This is a genomic window from Chloroflexia bacterium SDU3-3 (genome assembly GCA_009268125.1).
Taxonomy (GTDB): domain Bacteria; phylum Chloroflexota; class Chloroflexia; order Chloroflexales; family Roseiflexaceae; genus SDU3-3.
On the sequence record WBOU01000028.1, the window covers coordinates 18,859 to 36,567 of the forward strand.

Here is a 17,709-nt window from a genome sequence, read left to right on the forward strand (position 1 = left end):
CGCGCCGTATGCCGCAGGGCCGTTGGGCTGTCGGCGATAGCCAACTGGCAAAATCATAGCCGACCATGCGTCTTGCTGCCTGCGCCTGCAGATGGAGCAGCGGCGCATCCCTTGGACGAAATGCGCGAAGGTCTTGCGCGCTGACCGCTAGCTTTGCGCCCGCTCCACCTGCTGCCACGCCTGTGTGACTTTGCCATGGCGGTCAACCTCGATCAGCAGGGTGGTGGGCAGTCTCTCCTGTTGACTGCCATAGTTGATTCGCTGCTGAATAGATTGGATGGCATCCTCAAGAAAATAATAGATCTTGTTAGCGCTGCTCATTTCCTGTTTTCGAAACCGGTTTGCCTGCTCGTAATAATCTCTGGGGTCTTCCCACAATTTGACGCGCCACATAGCGCCGATATTCTTTGTTTGTCTTCGGGTAAGCTTGTCTATTTCCTTTAGGCTCTGATCCCATTGAGCTATATCGCGCTGGATTTCTTCAATACGCTGGACTGCGACTGCATGGCTGGTTGGCAGCGCGTATCGTACTTCTGCCGCTGTGGCGCGAATGAGTGCTGCCATCGCCCAGCGCTGGCAGATCTGGATATACTTCTGGAAAGCCTGCTGAAACTGTTTGATCTCCAAAGCTGGGTCGAACCATCCTACCATGTTCATCTGTGAGATTTGCTGTTGCATGTTCTGTAGCCGTAGTGCGCAGTGCTTCATGATTTTCCCGCACTCGTGATCAATGGTGTCGACATTCTGCACAAAAGCGTGGATATCGATCTCGGTGAGTGTGCCTCCCGCGATAGATGTGTGGAGTGAGTGCAGACGCTCTAGGCTATACGCCAGTGTTGCTCGTTCTTCATCCTCAAGCCATGTCTGAATTTCACCAAGCCGCTTCTCAATCTGTTCGAGCCTGCGGTTGATATCGGACAAATAGTGCTGTGCAGTGATCACCGCCAGTCCCTGCCAGATCGCCGTGGCCACCAGCGCAGGCGAGAAGGCCGCGCTGATCAGCGAGCCATGGCCGATGATCTGCCCTTGTGTGTTCACCGCAATAGCGCGTAGCCCTCCCTCTAGTGATTGCATCATGGTGGCGCTGCCGCTGGCGATCTGGGATGCGATATGGGGCGCAAACTGCACAGCGTAGAGCTGCGCGGTGGTTGCCATGTTGATGGCGGTGGGCACCAGGTGCAGCAGCGACTCCAGCCCATAGGCCGCGCTCTGGGGGATGTGCAGCAGTTTTCGCTCGTGGGTATCGCTGGGGTCGTGGCGATAGATGAGTATATCCGGCTGCGCTTCGCTACCGACAAGAAGCGCATTTGATTCAGGGGTGTGATTGCTGTGAGATTCTGAGCTCATGAGACCAACCTCGTTTATCGTTTAGCGGTTTTTTTGTGAGAACGTCGGTGGTTCTTTTTAAAGGCTTTTCGTACGCCATAGATTGCTAACCCAGTGATAGCTCCTGCCACAGCCCCAACTGGTCCAGCTGCCGCCCCGAATCCTGCACCTGCTCCAACTACTCCGATAGCGGTCATTCCTGAGGCTGCTATGGTCCCTGCGCCGACCGCTGCTCCAGCTGCGGCATGCGCGCCAGCCTCAAGCGGATCTCGCTGTTCTTTGATCTTCTTCGCCAATGATTTCGCAACATGGCTTTTCATCTTTGCTCTCTTCTGGCTGTGTAATGATCTGATATGCTGTTGCTTATGTGCATGGGCTACCCGCCCTCACCCCTCGACCAGGTCGCGCCGCGACTGGCTGAGGTACCAGTCCGACACGGCGTCGAGATCGAGCTGGGCGACCCCGCGCGCATCCTCCGCCGAGAGGGTCTCCCACAGCACCGCGCCGCTGGGCGCGACGATGATGCTAGGGCACTTTTGGGCGGCGTGGGCGGCGTTGGCGCACACCACGTAGCGCTGGTTTTCGGCGGCGCGGCTGACAAGGTGGCTGCGCCACACCGGGGCCTGGCTCTGGTTGCCCACCGCGTTGGTCATGTAGGCGAACACCTGCGCCCCGGCGCGGGCCAGCGCCTGCCACTGCTCGGGGAAGCGGATCTCGCGGCACAGCTGGATGCCTAGGCGCACCTGCTGGCCTGCGATCTCCAGCGTCGTCGTTTCTAGGCGACCCCCGGCGCTGAACGCGCCGCGCTCGCCGATGGCCAGGTTCACCTTGCGGTACACGAACTGCTCGCGCCGTGGCCCGTGGTAGATCCCCGCGTTGTACCAGCGCCCCTGCTCGTAGATGCACGACCCGAAGACCAGATGCACGCGGCGGCGCTCGGCCTCGTCGCGCAGCGCGGCCAGGGCCTGGGCCAGCATCGCGGGGTCGATCTCGCCTAGGAAGGCCGGATCTTCGGCGTAGCCCGAGAGCGCGCCCTCGGGTAGCACCACCAGGGCGTCAGGCGGGGCATCGCCGAGCGCGGCGCGGATGGCGGCGAGGTTGCGGCAGATGTCCATGGCGGGCGTGTGCTGGGCGACGACGGCGGTGATAGTGGCTGCGGGATGCATGAGCTGCGCCTTTTCTCTGGATGTTGTGGGCGCACCACTATAGCATAGCCCCTGGGCCGCTAGTTCCGGTTCGGCCCGCCCAGCGCCTGCTCCATGAAGTCTACGCTCTCGGCCACCGTGATCGTAAACACCCCTGCCTGGCCCTCCTCGATGGCCTGCCGCCACTGCTGGTAGCCCTCATAGAAATCGGGCAGCGGCGCGTACTCCTGCGCCAGGGCGGTGACGCTCTGATCCATGGCTTCCTCGCTAAACGGCATGTGCCCCACAGTGTCTACCGAAACGCCGGGGTGGCTGGGGTGGCGGATGCGCAGGCCCTTCAGGCTCACGTGTACGATGATGCCGAGCGATATGTGTCGCTCGATCTTTACGATTGTGAGGGTCGAGGTCTCTTCGTGCGAGCGGGTGTGGTAGCGCCACACCTGGCCAACCTTATAGCGCGGGCTGGTGGAATCTTTGAGCATAGCGTCCCCTGTGGATGGTTGCTGCGCGACACTGCGCAGATCCGCGTCGCCATTGGGCTGCTTCGCTGGGGCATGCGGCGGTCTGAAGAGAAGAGCGTGCTGCGGCGAGGCTGCTGTCGGCATATGAGTTCGCCAATTACGCACCAGTATAGCAGGTGCTGTGCAAAAAATATAGCGATGCCTACCGATACGAGGCTCTATGCGCTGCTGATCAGCAGTATAGTTACCACCAAGACTCCAAGACATCAAGGAACAAGAAAAGATACATACCACCAATGCACAACGATGCGAAGGCGGCAAGGCAGCCAGTCGTGCTGTGGGGACTTGGCATCTCGGTGATAAACATAATTGGCGTGCCGAGCATGTATAGGCCTTGCGCTTACGCCCGCAGTATGGCATCGCAGCGCGCTAAGCCTGCTATAATGACCGCAGTGCAGCGCTGCACTGCACAGATAAAGGGAGAGATACATGACAACACTTGGACCATTGCTGCTTGAGCGCAGGCTCGATAGCCGTATTTGGGGCGGGCATACGCTTGGTTCTTGGCTGGGTCTGGAAAATGCGCCAGCACATCTTGCCGAGTCGTGGCAGGTCTACGAGGAGAACCGCATCACCAATGGCCCTAGCGCAGGCAAGACGCTGGCCGAGCTGGTTTCCGAGCACGGCGCGGCGGTGGTTGGCACCCGCAGCTTTGATCGCTACGGTGCCGAGTTCCCGCTGCTGGCCAAGTTCATCGATGCCGACGACAACCTCTCGGTGCAGGTACACCCCAACGATGACTATGCCCACACCGTTGAGGCCGCTACAGGCTTTCACGGCAAGACCGAGGCGTGGTACATCCTGCATGCCGAGCCGGGTGCCGATATTATCCACGGCCTCAGCCGCCAATCCTCGCGCGAGGAGTTCGCCGCCGCCGTGGCCGATGGCACGCTGATGGACCTGATGCGCCGCGTGCCGATCGCGGCGGGCGATACTATCTTTGTCCCGGCTGGCACCATCCACGCCATCAATGCTGGCACGCTGCTCTTCGAGATCCAGCAGAAGTCTGACCTGACCTACCGCGTCTACGACTACGATCGCCGCGATGCCTCGGGTAACACTCGCGAGCTGCACCTCGATCGCGCGCTGGACGTGATCGACTACGCCGAGTCGGCCCCTGCGATTGTGTCTCCCCAGCCGCTGGGCCTGGGCCGCGAGCTGCTGGTCAGCTGCCCCTACTTCGCCATGGAGCGGGTGCAGCTCACCGAGCAGGCCGCCCTGGCCACCGACCCGGCCACCTTCGAGCTGATCTCGGTGATCGATGGCGTGGTCGAGCTAGCCTGGCTCGATGGCGTGCTGCGCCTGAAGACCGGCCAGTCGGTGGTGCTGCCCGCTGTGCTGGGCGACTACCGACTCACCCCCGAGTCCAGCGCCGCGCTGCTGCGCTGCTACGTGCCATAATTATCGCTCGGGCGCGGCGCGATTGCCCGAGGCGATAGCGTGCCGCGCCTGGGTCTTACCCGAGGTGCTGTGATGCCCGACCTACCACCCTTTGTGCTCCCCAGCGGCGATGTCGACTGGGAGGTGCTGTTTCAGGTCTATGAGTTTGTGCAGTTCCGCCAGCTAGCCGACGCGCTGACCACCAGCGAGGTCGGCTTTCTTGAGCAGGTGCTGGTATTGCCTGAGGGCGGGGCGGTGCTCGATCTGGCCTGCGGCGCTGGGCGACACGCCCTGGAGCTAGGGCGGCGCGGCTATTCGGTAGAGGGTGTGGAGATCAACCCGGCGCTGGTGGCCTACGCTGGCCGCTGTGCCTACGAGGACGCCACGCGGGTGCGTTTTGTCGAGGCCGATATGCGCACGGTCGAGTATGCCGCGCAGTTTGACTCGGTGCTGATCATGAACAGCAGCCTTGGCTTTTTCGACGACCAGACCAACCTGCAGGTGCTCAAGGCCTGCGCTGGCGCGCTGGTGCAGGGCGGCAGGCTGCTGCTGCAGTGCATCAATCCCTACCGTATCGAGAGCTACTTGTCCGGCTTTCGCAGCGGGTGGTACGGCTTGGCTGGCGGCTATGTGCTGCGCGAGGCGCACTTCGACCCATCGAGCGCCAGCCTGCGTATGCAGTACCGCTTTGTCTCGCCTGCCCTGGGGATCGATGCCCAGCACCCCGGTGATAGCATCCGGCTCTATGGCTTTCCCGAATTGCTCTCCATGCTGCGCACCGTCGGCCTGCGCCCCGTGAGCGTGTTTGGCGATGCGGTGCTGCCCGCCGTATCATTCGAGGAAGAGAGCCAGTGGCAGGTGGTGGTGGCCGAGCGCGGCTAGGCCACCGAAAAACCAGGCCCGCGTGCGTTGGATACAGTGCGCCAGGTAGGCATCGACGGGCGCGTGTGGTGCGATGGTTTGCTGCGCTATCTGCTGGCGCTGGCGCAGCCTGTGGGACAGACAAGGGATAGATGATAGCTTTTTTTGATTCTGGTCTTGGCGGCCTGTCGGTCTTTTCCGAGGTGCGCTCGCTGCTTCCGCGCTACGATCTCGCCTATTTTGCCGATAGCGCGTTTTGTCCATATGGTCCGAAGTCGGTCTCATTTGTCCGCGAGCGCTCGCTTACCATTGGCCGCTGGCTGATCGACCAGGGCGCGCAGATGCTGGTGGTGGCCTGCAACACCGCATCCTCGGCGGCGCTTGAGATGCTGCGCGATCAGCTGCCCATACCCGTGGTGGGCATGGAGCCGGGGCTGAAGCCCGCCGTCGAATCGACCCGCAGCGGGCGCGTAGGCATCCTTGCCACCACCGGTACGCTCTCGGGCGGGCGCTTCCACAAGCTGGTCGAGCGCTTCGCGGGCGGGGTCGAGGTGCTGACGCAGCCCTGCGCGGGCTGGGTCGAGCAGGTTGAGGCGGGCGATCTTTCCAGCGATACGACGCGCGGCATGGTTGCCCGCTATGTGGTGCCGCTGGTGGCTCGTGGGGCCGATACCCTGGTGCTGGGCTGCACGCACTACCCCTTCCTGCGCCCGCTGGTCTCCGATGTGGCGGGGCCAGGGGTCTCGATCATCGATACCGGGCCTGCGGTGGCCCGCCAGGTGGCCCGGTTGGTAGCCTGCCACGAGATCGCGCCTGAGCAAGGCCGTATCTACGGCTGGACGAGCGGCGATCCCGCCGATGTTTCGCCCGTGCTGCGGCGGCTTGTGCGCGAAGATATGCCGCTAGCCCATAGTACGATCTAGCAGCTGGCTGGCGCGGCACGCAGCAGGGCCGGTGGGGGTGCCCCCACCGGCCCTGCTGCGTGCCGGGGTGCTGTTGGCTGTCTACAGCGCCTCGCGCGCCTTCACCAGCCGCTCGACCGGTGCGATATCGAAGGGCGCACCCAGCCCCAGGATGAAGTGGGTGGCCCCAGCTTCGATGTAGGCGGGCAGATCATTGATCTCATCCGCATCACGCAGCGCCACGGTTCGCTCGATCTCGCTGGGGTCGCGGCCTAGCTCGCTGCACCACTCGTTGAGCACTTGGTTCTTGCGCGCAAAGGTTTCCACTGGCCCAAAGCCATTCCACATGGTGGCATACTGCGCCGTGAGCTTCAGCGTGACCTTCTCGCCGCCACCACCGATCAGGATGGGGATGTCGCGGGTCGGGGGCGGGTTGAGTTTTTCAAAGCGCTCTTTGATAATGGGCAGCGATGTGCGCAGCCACTTTAGTCGGTCGGGCGCAGTGCCAAACTCATAGCCGTAGTTCGTGTAGTCTTTTTCGAACCACCCGGCCCCGATGCCCAGGATCAGCCGCCCGCCGCTGATATGGTCGAGCGTGCGCGCCATGTCGGCCAGCAGATTGGGGTTGCGGTACGAGTTGCATGTGACAAGGCAGCCCACCTCGGCGCGGCTGGTCAGCATCGCCATGGCGGTCAGGGTTGTCCAGCCCTCGAAGTGCAGCCCATCCGGGTCGCCCGAGAGCGGGTAGAAGTGATCCCAGTTCCAGATCGTATCAACCCCGGCGTTCTCCACCGCCTTCACCGCCTCGGCAAAGGCAGGGTAGGTGGTGTGCTGCGGGTGAATCTGCACGCCAACGCGGATCTTGGTCATGGTGTTCTCCCTCTGCTTTCTTTTCAATAGCGTATAGTACCACGCTCTAGGTGATTCTGGCTGTTGCCCGCGATTTTGCGTTTTTTCTTAGCAAGTAGCCCTTTTTTGTCACACTTTAGCAGTAGTTTGCTTTCTAGATGCCGTATCTACCTGCTGCTGTTTGGCATGGCTGATGTGCATGTCGGTGGCTCCAAGCGCCTGCGCAGATGTTCCAAGGTTTAGCACCATTTGAATAGGCTCTTGCGGGACGCGAATAGGCTCTTGCGGGACGCGAATAGGCTCTTGCAGGACACGAATAGGCTCTTGCAGGGCGCGAATAGGCTCTTGCGGGACGCGGATAGGCTCTTGCAGGACGCGGATAGGCTCTTGCAGGACGCGGATAGGTTCTTGCAGGACGCGAATAGGTTCTTGCAGGACGCGAGTAAGGCTTGGCGGAAGATGCAGATGCTCTGAGTGAACTGTCCATGGTGGGAAGCGCTCTTGGGAATGGTCGCGATAATCCGCCCCAGGGCGGATACCTGTGGCCTTTCGCCTATGCTAGAGTTTCTAACGTTGTCATTCGCATACACGAGAGAGAGGGGGATATGCAACACCGTTTCACAAATGTGCTTGCCCACATAATCGCACGAGTATCCCTGCGGGTGTGGGCGTAAACTAATCGCCGCGCTAAAAACCTGATCGGATCGCCTCGGCGGATGGCCCCGCAGCATATGCGGTGGTGCTATCTGTGCGCGCTTCTTGATCATTTTCTATACACACCGACGCCACAGGGCCGCTCGTGCCCTGTGGCGTCTTGATCTCTTGCATACCGTCGCCGGTTAATACCGGCAGCTGTTCAGCCGACCACAGGCATTGCCCGTGGTCGGCTTTTTTGTGTGGTGTTTGGCGGCGTGCTGTCGGATGGTTTTCTTGATCTAGTGAGCGTCGCGCTCTTGGCGAGCGCGGCGGAGGAGTGACATATGACAGGGGTGTTTGTTTCCAAGCTGCCGAAGGGCGGGGCTGCTGCGGCGGCCTATCGGCCCTGGCCCAAGCTGTATCGCAGCGTCGGTTTTTTTCTGGGCTGGCGCGATCACGTGTTCAAGTGCCGCCCACCATACCGCCGAGGAGCAAACCCTTGTCACGATCGTTCTACCATAAAGCACGCACCCTGAGCAGCCCCCGCCCTGGCCAGCATTGGACTGCCGAGCCTTTGTTTACCTGTGTGGGCTGCGGCCTGCCCGTGGTCTGCGACCCGCTGGCCTCGGGCGTGCAGAACCGCAACCACTGCCCAGCCTGTTTGACCTCGCGCCATATGGACTGGCGCACGGCGGGCGACCGGCTCTCAAGCTGTCGCGCCGCCATGGAGCCGGTGGGGCTCACCACCAAGCGCTCGCGCAACAAATATGCTCGCGAGCGCGACGGCGAGCTGATGCTCATCCACCGTTGCAGCGGCTGCGGCAAGCTGGTCATCAACCGCATCGCCGCCGACGACAGCGCCGATGCGCTGCTGGAGCTATTCGCACGCTCGCAGCAGGCCCCGCCCGAGCTGCTGGCGCTGCTGCGCGATGAGGATCTGGCCATGCTCACGCCGGATGATGAAGATCTGGTGCGCGAGCGCTTGTTTGGCAGCGCTATGGCGCGCTGATCGCCTTGTAGACTGCTGGCTCGGTGTGCTGCTGTGCCGAGTTGATCAGAATCTGCTCTATCGCGCTGGAGGGGTCGTCGTAGACGACGGCGACCCCTCCGCCATGCTGCACCACGCTTTGGCGATAGACCGAGATGGTGCTAGTCTCGCCAGTGGCGCTATCTGGCAGCTCGACAATAAAGCCACGGTAGCCGAGCTTGTTGATTGGCGTAAAGCCTTTACTAGCTGGTACAAGCTGGGCAAGCTGGGCAAGGATCGCGCTGGTCTCTGCGTCGTCGATTTGCCAACGCGGATTGGGCCTGCCCGAAAAGATGTCGAGCGTGACGTATGCTACAGGGCTGCTCGGTGTTGTGGTGGTGGCTGTTTGCTGCTGGTCGGGCATGCATGCTGCAAGCAGAACAAGGGCATAAAGGCATAGGGCGATGCGGAAAACAGGGGCTGGGTTCATCGTATTATCCTCGGCTGTCCTGATGCTGAAGGGTTGCGGTATCGTGCTGTCTAGGTATGTTGGGATAGTTCGTACCGCGCTAGATAGTGACTATATGTTACGATACTGCCTCGTATCTTGCCAAGTATAGCATATGCATGTGATTATCAACATAAGCGATCTATATGAGCTTTTTGCCCAGGTCTCTAGTGGTCTGTGAGTCTTACATACCTCTATACAAGCCTGATCATCCAACGACCAGCGCCCGCCGAATCACTTTTTGGAGAGTGATTCGGCGGGCGCTGGCTGCAGAAGGCTGGTAAAACAGAATTGCGGGCTGCTATTGTGCGCCCACGGCCCGGCACTGGGCCTGGAGGGCCTCGCCGCCCTGCGCGCTGACGCTAGCCGACTGGGTCTGGTCGCTCCACTCTAGCCGCCCGTTCTCGAAGTACTGCACCACGGTGGCCACGCCTCCCACCTGCTCTACCTGCTCGCCGGTGAGAGCCGCGCCCAGCCGCCACGGGCCGAAGATCTGCTGGTAGAAGCCCTGGAAGCGCGGTGCGACCTCGATGGGCTGGGCTGGCATGGCCATGCCGCGCAGCGCGATGCTGAGCGGCTGGGGCTGCAGGGCGCTTTCGATCTTCCCGATGTCGCCCTGCGCGCCGCCTGGGGTCTTGCCGCCATCCAGATCGAGCACCAGCACGCCGCGCTCGAAGTATTGAGTCACGGCTTCGCCGCGCATATCTTCCACCGCCTCGCCCAGCGGCCTGCCAAAGCTGGTCTCGCCGCCCAGCTGCTCCCATGCCAGCCGGAACCAGCTTTTCACATGGTAGGGCGTGCCGTCGATCTGGATGGGCGCAAGCGATCCGCTGGGCAGCCTGGCCCCCGCGCTGGTCAGCGGCAGGCTGGTATCCACGTTGCTGGGCAATGCGGGCACCGCATCGGCCCGGAAGATCTCGGCGGCAGGTTTGAGCGTGTCGTCGGGGCGATAGAGGCCAAAGTGCTCCTCGCGGGTGTCCCAGCGCATGGTCTTGCCCGCATCGTAGTCGCGCAGGGTCCACGCGATCACGCCGCTGGTGCGGCTCTGCGCAGGCCCCATAATGTCGCGGTAGAGCCCGGCCTGCACCTGCTCGCTATAGTTTGGGGCGACACACTGCGGGCCGGTCGGCCAGCCGAACTCCTCCACAATCATGGGCTTATCGGTCTGGGCGCGCACGGCATCGAGCTGCTGCGCGGTAAGGCCAGCGTTGTAGATATGCACGCTGACCAGATCGCTGAAGTCGATCGCGCGCCTGCCATCGGCGCCGGGTACCAGCAGGTGCTCGGGCTGGGCCATGCCCACCGTCACCAGGTGGTTTGGCGCGACGCGATGGATCTCGTCGGCCATATTGCCGAGCCAGTCCACCACCTTGGCGCTGTCGTCATTCCATGTGCTGTACTGGTCTGGCTCATTGTGGATGTCCCAGGCCAGGATGCGGTCGTCGCTGGCGAACGCGCCGACGACTGTGTCGATGTAGGCGATATCGCGGGGGAAGCGGTCGCTGCTACTGCGCACAAAGCTGCTGTAGAAGTCGAAGAGCGTCACGACCGCACGCATGTCGAGCGCGCCAATGATCTGGATGATCTCGCGCAGGCGTGGCAGTAGCTCGGGCGTGATCTTGCCGTTGTCGCTGTTGCTGCCGGTCATGCTATAGGGCACCAGGATGCGCACCGTGTTGATGCCCAGCTGATCGCGGGCCATGCGCAGCTCGCGCTCGATCTGGGGCGCGTTCCAGCTTCTCCACATCTCGGCCCAGGGCCACCACTGCGGGTAATAGTTCACGCCACGGATACGCACGACCTCGCCGCGCAGCACCAACTGCCCGCCCTGCGCGCTGACAAAGCTGCCAGGCGTGGGGATGTACTGGGGCGGGCGCAGCTCGCGCTCCAGCATGCCCAGCTGCACCAGCTGGTCGGAGCCAGCGTGCTCGGGGTGGTACTCGAAGCGGGCGCGCTCGTACCATTGGGTCAGGTAGGTGCCGCCATCGGTTGGGCTGGTCTCCATCTGCGCGGGCGTGATCGGCAGGCCGAACAGTGCCACCGACTCGGCCATGCTTGTGCCGCCAAGACCGTCGAACTCTAGCCCATGGCCTGCCCAGTACGCCCAGAACTCCGGCGCGATGGCCTGGCCTGTCTCGGCGAAGTAGTTTGGCGTATCGGGGCTGCTCTTGGGCATGCTGGCCCAGTCGCGGCCCTGCGCGGCCAGCGCCTCGACCCCCAGCCGACCGATCTGCACGTCGTAGGGGGCCGGATTCTCGGGGTGCAGCTCCAGCCTGGCCCGCTCGAAGCGCTGCGAGGCTCTGCCATCGGCGGATTGCTCTTGGGCGGCCAGCGGGTAGCCAAAGATGGCCAGCCCGCCCTGCTCCTCCCAGAAGCTGCGAAGCCGACCGTCGATGCAGCTGGCGATGCCGGGCACGTTAAAGCATCGCGGGGCAGCCTGGGCGGCCTGGGCCTGTGGCATCAGCGCGGCGAACAGAAGTAAGAAGATAACAAATCTACGCATAGCGGTATGCTCGTTTCATGGGTGAGGTGCTGGGAATAGATGACGCGGCGGTGCGCGTGCCGATCGCGTGTGGCGGTAAGGCGATCATTGTGTGCTGGCATTATAGCATCGTGGCACGGGGCGCGGGGGAATAAAAAAAGGCCAGCCTACGCATGTGGCGCGTAGACTGGCCTTGGGGTAAAGGGCTAGCGGGCGACGAGCGGCATATATGCCCGTGGCTCTATCGAGATCATCACCTGGATTGACTTGACTGCGTTCAGCAGGCCAGCGCCGGTGTCGGCGGCGGTGCCATTGGCGATCGGCGACGCGCCTTGCTCCATCAGCATCTCGGCGGCGCTGCTGTTAAAGGGCTTGCCGTGGGTGCTGGCGTACTCCTTGATCAGCGCGGCCACGCCTGCGGCATGCGGGGCGGCGGCGGAAGTGCCATAGAAGCGATTGGCGTTCCCGAAGAACGATGTTAACCCGCCGTCGGTGGCGGCGAAGTCGGGCTTATTGAGCACCTGGGGCGTGGCCAGCGCTGCGGCTGGGGTGCGCGCCAGGTTGACGCCATCGCTCGCGCCCGCCGCGTAGGTGAGCGGGCCGAAGTAGTGGGTTGCCGGCCCAAGCGAGGTGAACGTTTCGGGCGTGTTGCTGTTGTTATACGGGACAGCGGCCACGCCGATGCCCTCGGCCACCGCCACGTGGTCGCCCACCGATGGCCCGAAGCTGTCGACGCTGTTGTTGCTGGCGTTATACTCGGTGGCCGTGATGCCACGAGCGCTCTGAAACACGTACTTGATACGCGGCGTGCCGCTGCCAGTGTAGCGCCCGATGATCAGCGCGTAGGTTTTGCCCGCAGCCCCCGACCATCCGGTGATCTCCACTGGCGACTGCGTGCCGGTGTAGCTGCTTTGGGTGCCATTTGAGTCGGTGGCGCGCGCCACCAGCTGATTGGTGCTGGTATCAATGATGAAGATGTCGAGATCGGTAGCGATGCCGAACCACGGCTCGGCCCACTGGAACTCCATCACCGGCGACATGCCGCTAGCCCCGGCGGTGAACGCGCTGGTGGCATCCTGGCCGCTGCCGGGGTTGAAGTTGTGACAATCCTTGGGTTTTTCCTGCGCAGGGACCGGGCTGCCATCGAACATCGTGAAATCGGGGCAGGCCATGGGGCGGTAGGCGCTAGCCTCGTAGGATGTGATGTTGTTCCCGGCGTTGTCGCGCTTGTTGGCGTTGCCCGCCGCCGTGAAGTGCGGGATGCCCTTGGCGGCATTCTCGCGGATGGCGAGGTTCACCGGGCCATCTTGGAAGAACGGCTCGCCATAGAACACGATATCGTCGGTGATGATATCCATGCCCGCGTTGCCCAGGTCGCGGATGTTGTCGGCCATCTCGTACATGCTGCCGCCCGCCGTGGCGAAGGCCAGGCTGGCATCGGGAGCGAGGTCGTGCACGATCTGGAGCATCGCACGGCCCTCATCGCTTTGCAAGGCGGCGTCGTCGCTGGCCTCGTGCACCACCTCCACCGGCGTGGTGTCGCCGCATGGGTTGTCCGCCCCAGGCAGATCGCCCGCCTCGATGTCCTGCTGGGCAGTGGTGATCGAACCCTCTTTATCATACGAGTCGGAAACCACGCCCACTTTCACGCCGCTGCCAGTGACACTGTAGGTGGTTCGTGCCTCGGCGGCCTTCAGCTGGGTGTCGCCCTCGCTCAGCACGCCGGTGGGGCAGGTAGCGGCGGCGGTGGTGCGCCGCGCGGCCATGCTGGCGGACACGGGCTGCTCGCTGCGGTGGCGCGGGGCCAGGGCCTCGCCCACGTAGGCCACCGCGCCCACGGCGGACACCGCGTCGAGGCTGCCCGGCGGCACATAGGCGTCGATCACGCCGAAGCGCTCGGACACGTGGCGGATGGTCGCGCCAGCGGCCACCAGCGCGGCCTGGGTAGTGGGCGACACATCGCTGACGCGGATGCTGGCCAGCACTGCGCCATCGGCGCTGAACTGCATGCTGCCCGGCCCGCTGGCGGGCAGGCTCAGTGCGCCTGCCACCTGAGCGCGCGACCTGCTGGCCATGGCGGGCGCGCTCAGCTGGGCCAGCCTGCTGCTCAGCTTCCCATCGGCTTTGCCTGTCTCACCCTGGGCGGAGACAGGCATGGCGATACACAGCACGATCATCGCGGGGAGGCAGCGGATTCCGAGCCATCGTCGGCTGGAAGGGCGGTTGTGGGTCATGTGGTGTTCTTTCCTGTTGTGTGTTTGGGCTGGTTGGGGAGAAGAGGCTGGGTCGTTCTTTGCTACTCTGGGAGATCTTACCACAAAACATCGCGCGCCGCCGTCATGTTCCCACGATCTGGTACAGGCTATCGTCATCGAGCGTGGTCAGGTACAGCTCGCCCGCGTCGTCCTGCCCAAACGAGCTGATCTGCAGACCGCTGGTCAGCAGCACGCGCTGCTGCCACGCGCCGCCCGCATCGCGCTGCAGCCCCCAGATCGTGCCGCTGCAGTAGTCGGCGTAGAGATAGGTGCCCTGCAGCGCGGGGATGCGCTCGCCGCGGTAGACGTAGCCGCCCGTCACCGAGCAGCCCTCGGCGTGGGTGTACTGGGCCACGGGGGCCACATACGCGGCCAGGTCGCAGCCGCGCTGGTAGCACTCATCGCCCTCGGTCGCGTTCCAGCCGTAGTTTGCGCCCGCGCCCGCGCCCGCCGCCTGGAAGTCGATCTCCTCGATCTTGTTCTGCCCGACGTCGGCAATGTACAGATCGCCGGTGGCGCGGTCGAACGAGAAGCGCCAGGGGTTGCGCAGCCCCACCGCCCAGATCTCACCCTTCCCGCCGCCCTTGGCGAAGGGGTTGTCCGCCGGGATTGCGTAGGGCTGGCCGCCGTCCACATCGATCCGCAGCAGCTTGCCCAGCAGCGCGTCGGGGTTCTGGCCGTTGCCCTGCGGGTCGCCCGCGCTGCCGCCGTCGCCCATGCCGATGTAGAGGTAGCCATCCGGCCCGAAGGCGATCTGGCCGCCGTTGTGGTTGGCGTAGGGCTGCTGGATGGTGAGCAGCACCTGCTCGCTGGCCGGGTCGGCGCTGTCGCCGCTGGCATGGAAGCGCGCGATCACGGTGTCGCCCGCGCGGTCGGTGTAGTCCACATACAGCAGGCCGTTCTGCGCGAACTGGGGGTGAAAGGCCACGCTCAGCAGGCCGCGCTCGCTCTCGTTCGACCCCACGCGGTCGACAATGTCAAGAAACAGCTTTGGATCTTGTGTCCCAGCCGCGAACAGCTGGATCTTGCCGGTCTTCTCCACCACGAACAGCCGACCGCCGCCGTCGCCCACCGCGAAGGTGGGCGAGTCAAGCCCCTGAGCCATGCGCTCCAGCGCGATGCTGGCCTGCCCCAGCTGGCCAGCCTGCGCGGCGGCGGCGCTGGCCTGCGGCGTGGCGGCGGCGGTCGCCATCTGGCGCGTGACAGTGGGCGGCGTTGCCTGCGGCGGCGCGGTGGTGGTGGCCTGGCCAGATGGCCCGCACGCCGCCAGCAGCGCCAGGGCCAGGGTGGTGATCGGTCGTAGCATACGCATGGGTCGCTCCTATCATCAGCTCGGTGGCTTCTCCGGCACAGAAAAGAGGGCGCGGGCCACTGGCCCACGCCCTCTTCTACGCAGCGGCGGAAGATTCAGCCCTACGCGCGCCCGATCGAGCGCAGGTAGTTCAGGCTGATGCCCACGCTCTCCAGCGGCGGGCGCTTGCACACATCCTGCTCGACCACATAGTACTCCACGCCGATCTCATCGCCCACGGCGAACAGCGCGGGGAAGTCCAGCGTTCCCGACCCGACCTCGGCGAACTCCTGCTCGGGGGTGTCGGCCATGTCCTTGATGTGCACCAGCGGCACGCTGCCGGCCATGCCGCGCAGCAGCGCCTGCGGGTCTACGCCCGCCTTGGCGACCCAGTACACATCCAGCTCCGACTTCACCAGCGCGGGGTCGGCCTCCTCGAACAGCAGCGCCAGGCCGGTGGCGTCGCCGTAGCGCTGGAACTCGAAGTCGTGGTTGTGGTAGCACAGCTGCATGCCGTGCTCCTTGGCCTTGCGGCCATACTCGTTCAGCTGCTGGCCCAGGCGGCGGTAGTCGTCGCCGCTGGTGCGGCGCTCCGGCGCGAGGTAGGGCACCACCGGGTACTTGCCGCCCAGCACGGCCAGGTTCTCCAGCCACAGGTCGGCGTTGCTCTCGAACTTATCCAGGCCGATGTGCATCCCCGACACGGACAGCCCCAGCGTATCAAGCTCGCGCCGCAGCTGGGCGGCGGTCATATCGCCAAGCGTCACAAGCTCCACCGCGCGGTAGCCCAGCTCCGCAAGCGCGCGGAGCGTCCCAACATAGTCGGCGGCCACGGCCTCGCGCAGGGTGTACATCTGAACAGAGATAGGGTTTGCTGATGCCACAATAGACTCCTTCATGAAGCTACATCGCTTTCACCGCCATGGTTCCGCGTTCACCGTTTTTTGTCAAGGGCAGCAAGACCGAGATAGCGCAAATGTTGGAAAAAACTGCTCTGCCGCGCCTTTCGGGGCGCTACCGCTGCGGGATGGATTATGGCCAGCAGGCTCTTGCTTACGCCTTCGCCGGATGGGCCAGGCCGATCCGTTTTTTGTAGAATCGCGTAGAGAAGCCAGGAGCGGCCAAGTGCGAGGAGAGAACACCAATGCATGTGCTGATTATTGGCGCTGGGGTTGCGGGCCTCACATGCGGGCGCGAGCTGCTGCGCGCCGGGCACCATGTCACGCTGCTGGAGGCATCCGATGGCCCCGGCGGGCGCGTGCGCAGCGATGTGGTGGGCGGCTACACACTCGACCGTGGCTTCCAGGTGCTGTTCGAGGCCTACCCCGCCGCCCAGCGCCAGCTCGACATGGCCGCGCTCGACCTGCGGCGCTTCGACCCCGGCGCGATCATCTGCGCGGCCGGCAGGCGCCTGCCCATCGCCGACCCGCTGCGCGACCCGGCCAGCGCGCTGGCTACGGCGCTCTCCCCCGCCTTTACCCCCGCCGACAAGCTGCGGGTGGCGCGGCTCGCGCTGGAGCTGCGGGCGCAGGGTGTGGATGCGCTGCTCTCCGGCGAGGATCGATCGAGCCTAGCGTTTCTGCTGCAGCGCGGCTTCAGCATGCGCAGCATCGACCTATTCTTTCGCCCGTTCTTCGGCGGCGTGCTGCTCGACCCGGATCTTGAGACCAGCGCCAAATGCCTGAAGTTCGACTTCAAGATGCTGGCATCCGGCGGTATCGCGGTGCCCGCCAATGGCATGGGCCAGATCAGCGCGCAGCTGGCCGCCCCGCTTGAGGCGCAGGGCCGCATCCGCTATGGCTGCCGCGCCGCCGCACTGCTCTACGAGGGCGGTCGCGTCACCGGCGCGCAGCTGGAGCATGGGGATGCCGTGCACGCCGACGCGGTGGTGGTTGCCACCCCCGCCCCCGAGGCAGCCCGGCTGAGCGGAGATCCCATTGCGCTGGGTGCGCGCGGCACCGCCACGCTCTATCTGGCAGGCGATATGCAGCTCTACCAAGGCAAAAAGCTGCTGCTCAACCCCACCCCCGGCGCGCTGGTGAACAACGCCCAGCTGATGACAAACATCAGCCCGGCCTACGCGCCCCAGGGTAAGCACCTGCTAAGTGTGGCCACCACCCGCACCCCGCCCGGCGACGACATGGCGCTGTTCAAGGCCGCGCTACGCGACCTGCACCACATGTTCGCGGGCGACCCGCTGGCCCAAGCCGCGCTGACCAGCTACCAGCCGCTGCGGGCCTACCGCATCCCGTTCGCGCAGTTCGCCCAGCCAGCTGGCATCCACCCGCAGCTACCCGACAACCGCACGGGGCACCCCGGCCTGTTCTTCGCCGCCGAGTTCACCGAGGCCAGCAGCATCAATGCCGCGATGATCAGCGGCGAGAAGTGTGCGGTTGCGGTGCAGCAGGATGTAGCGTAAAACGCAAAACCGCCGCCGAGCACTGCTCGGCGGCGGTTCTGTTGTTTGGTGGGCGCGCGGACCTTGTCTCCCAGCTCCAGGGGAGCCAGTACCTTCAGCGCTGCGGTGTTTCACGACCCGGTTCGAGATGGGACGGGGTGGGGCCACCGCGCTCAACGCACGCCACT

The 17,709-nt window shown here is 64.0% G+C and carries 15 protein-coding genes and 1 rRNA gene; 5 read left to right on the plus strand and 11 right to left on the minus strand.

Annotated elements, in window-relative coordinates; all coding sequences use genetic code 11:
- Window positions 1–147 precede the first annotated feature (147 nt).
- The 4 genes from F8S13_26650 to F8S13_26665 all read right to left on the minus strand — a co-directional run bounded on the left by F8S13_26650 (window position 148) and on the right by F8S13_26665 (window position 2,953).
- Window positions 148–1,347: a hypothetical protein gene (locus F8S13_26650; GenBank protein KAB8139813.1), complete on the minus strand. Its 1,200-nt coding sequence runs from the start codon at window positions 1,345–1,347 to the stop codon at window positions 148–150.
- A gap of 14 nt (window positions 1,348–1,361) precedes the next feature.
- Window positions 1,362–1,610 carry a hypothetical protein gene (locus tag F8S13_26655; protein ID KAB8139826.1) on the minus strand — a complete coding sequence of 83 codons (249 nt, stop codon included), beginning with the start codon at window positions 1,608–1,610 and terminating at the stop codon, window positions 1,362–1,364.
- A gap of 102 nt (window positions 1,611–1,712) precedes the next feature.
- Window positions 1,713–2,492 carry a carbon-nitrogen hydrolase family protein gene (locus F8S13_26660; protein KAB8139814.1) on the minus strand — a complete coding sequence of 260 codons (780 nt, stop codon included), beginning with the start codon at window positions 2,490–2,492 and terminating at the stop codon, window positions 1,713–1,715.
- Between the two features lie 59 nt (window positions 2,493–2,551).
- Window positions 2,552–2,953 (minus strand): hypothetical protein, encoded by a 402-nt coding sequence (locus F8S13_26665; protein ID KAB8139815.1) that lies wholly within the window; start codon window positions 2,951–2,953, stop codon window positions 2,552–2,554.
- A gap of 468 nt (window positions 2,954–3,421) precedes the next feature.
- Here F8S13_26665 and F8S13_26670 point away from each other — a divergent pair, with 468 nt between their 5' ends.
- The 3 genes from F8S13_26670 (at window position 3,422) to murI (ending at window position 6,156) form a co-directional block, all read left to right on the plus strand.
- Entirely contained in the window at window positions 3,422–4,393 is a 972-nt protein-coding gene (locus F8S13_26670; GenBank protein ID KAB8139816.1) for a mannose-6-phosphate isomerase, read from the plus strand.
- Window positions 4,394–4,465: 72 nt separating this feature from the next.
- Window positions 4,466–5,254, plus strand: coding sequence for a methyltransferase domain-containing protein (locus tag F8S13_26675; GenBank protein ID KAB8139817.1), 789 nt, complete (start codon window positions 4,466–4,468; stop codon window positions 5,252–5,254).
- 131 nt (window positions 5,255–5,385) lie between these two features.
- Window positions 5,386–6,156 carry a glutamate racemase gene (gene murI / locus F8S13_26680; GenBank protein ID KAB8139818.1) on the plus strand — a complete coding sequence of 257 codons (771 nt, stop codon included), beginning with the start codon at window positions 5,386–5,388 and terminating at the stop codon, window positions 6,154–6,156.
- A gap of 81 nt (window positions 6,157–6,237) precedes the next feature.
- Here the strand turns inward: murI and F8S13_26685 are convergent, their stop codons facing one another.
- Window positions 6,238–7,005: an LLM class F420-dependent oxidoreductase gene (locus F8S13_26685; protein KAB8139819.1), complete on the minus strand. Its 768-nt coding sequence runs from the start codon at window positions 7,003–7,005 to the stop codon at window positions 6,238–6,240.
- Between the two features lie 1,147 nt (window positions 7,006–8,152).
- Between F8S13_26685 and F8S13_26690 the strand changes: the two genes are divergently transcribed.
- Window positions 8,153–8,629 carry an RNHCP domain-containing protein gene (locus tag F8S13_26690; protein ID KAB8139827.1) on the plus strand — a complete coding sequence of 159 codons (477 nt, stop codon included), beginning with the start codon at window positions 8,153–8,155 and terminating at the stop codon, window positions 8,627–8,629.
- Here the strand turns inward: F8S13_26690 and F8S13_26695 are convergent.
- The 5 genes from F8S13_26695 to F8S13_26715 form a co-directional block, all read right to left on the minus strand.
- Window positions 8,616–9,077 (minus strand): hypothetical protein, encoded by a 462-nt coding sequence (locus F8S13_26695; GenBank protein ID KAB8139820.1) that lies wholly within the window; start codon window positions 9,075–9,077, stop codon window positions 8,616–8,618. The two genes, F8S13_26690 and F8S13_26695, sit on opposite strands and share 14 nt — an antisense overlap.
- Window positions 9,078–9,396: 319 nt before the next feature.
- Window positions 9,397–11,598, minus strand: a complete 2,202-nt coding sequence (locus F8S13_26700) for a cellulase family glycosylhydrolase (protein ID KAB8139821.1) — start codon at window positions 11,596–11,598, stop codon at window positions 9,397–9,399.
- Between the two features lie 185 nt (window positions 11,599–11,783).
- The gene (locus tag F8S13_26705) at window positions 11,784–13,811 is read right to left on the minus strand and encodes a S8 family serine peptidase (GenBank protein KAB8139822.1); all 2,028 of its coding nucleotides are present in this window, start codon (window positions 13,809–13,811) and stop codon (window positions 11,784–11,786) included.
- 103 nt (window positions 13,812–13,914) lie between these two features.
- Window positions 13,915–15,138, minus strand: coding sequence for a PQQ-dependent sugar dehydrogenase (locus F8S13_26710; protein ID KAB8139828.1), 1,224 nt, complete (start codon window positions 15,136–15,138; stop codon window positions 13,915–13,917).
- 107 nt (window positions 15,139–15,245) lie between these two features.
- Window positions 15,246–16,022, minus strand: coding sequence for a sugar phosphate isomerase/epimerase (locus tag F8S13_26715; GenBank protein ID KAB8139823.1), 777 nt, complete (start codon window positions 16,020–16,022; stop codon window positions 15,246–15,248).
- 245 nt (window positions 16,023–16,267) lie between these two features.
- Between F8S13_26715 and F8S13_26720 the strand changes: the two genes are divergently transcribed.
- The gene (locus F8S13_26720; protein KAB8139824.1) at window positions 16,268–17,542 is read left to right on the plus strand and encodes an FAD-dependent oxidoreductase; all 1,275 of its coding nucleotides are present in this window, start codon (window positions 16,268–16,270) and stop codon (window positions 17,540–17,542) included.
- A gap of 49 nt (window positions 17,543–17,591) precedes the next feature.
- Here F8S13_26720 and rrf read toward each other — a convergent pair.
- Window positions 17,592–17,707 (minus strand): 5S ribosomal RNA (gene rrf, locus F8S13_26725).
- Between the last annotated feature and the right edge of the window lie 2 nt (window positions 17,708–17,709).

Coding starts and splice junctions, on each gene's coding strand:
- F8S13_26715 (KAB8139823.1), bottom strand. CDS start 16,022: ATGAAGGAGTCTATTGTGGCATCAGCAAACCCTATCTCTGTTCAGATG.
- F8S13_26705 (KAB8139822.1), bottom strand. CDS start 13,811: ATGACCCACAACCGCCCTTCCAGCCGACGATGGCTCGGAATCCGCTGC.
- F8S13_26670 (KAB8139816.1), top strand. CDS start 3,422: ATGACAACACTTGGACCATTGCTGCTTGAGCGCAGGCTCGATAGCCGT.
- F8S13_26685 (KAB8139819.1), bottom strand. CDS start 7,005: ATGACCAAGATCCGCGTTGGCGTGCAGATTCACCCGCAGCACACCACC.
- F8S13_26695 (KAB8139820.1), bottom strand. CDS start 9,077: ATGAACCCAGCCCCTGTTTTCCGCATCGCCCTATGCCTTTATGCCCTT.
- F8S13_26700 (KAB8139821.1), bottom strand. CDS start 11,598: ATGCGTAGATTTGTTATCTTCTTACTTCTGTTCGCCGCGCTGATGCCA.
- F8S13_26665 (KAB8139815.1), bottom strand. CDS start 2,953: ATGCTCAAAGATTCCACCAGCCCGCGCTATAAGGTTGGCCAGGTGTGG.
- F8S13_26675 (KAB8139817.1), top strand. CDS start 4,466: ATGCCCGACCTACCACCCTTTGTGCTCCCCAGCGGCGATGTCGACTGG.
- F8S13_26710 (KAB8139828.1), bottom strand. CDS start 15,138: ATGCTACGACCGATCACCACCCTGGCCCTGGCGCTGCTGGCGGCGTGC.
- F8S13_26660 (KAB8139814.1), bottom strand. CDS start 2,492: ATGCATCCCGCAGCCACTATCACCGCCGTCGTCGCCCAGCACACGCCC.
- murI (KAB8139818.1), top strand. CDS start 5,386: ATGATAGCTTTTTTTGATTCTGGTCTTGGCGGCCTGTCGGTCTTTTCC.
- F8S13_26650 (KAB8139813.1), bottom strand. CDS start 1,347: ATGAGCTCAGAATCTCACAGCAATCACACCCCTGAATCAAATGCGCTT.
- F8S13_26720 (KAB8139824.1), top strand. CDS start 16,268: ATGCATGTGCTGATTATTGGCGCTGGGGTTGCGGGCCTCACATGCGGG.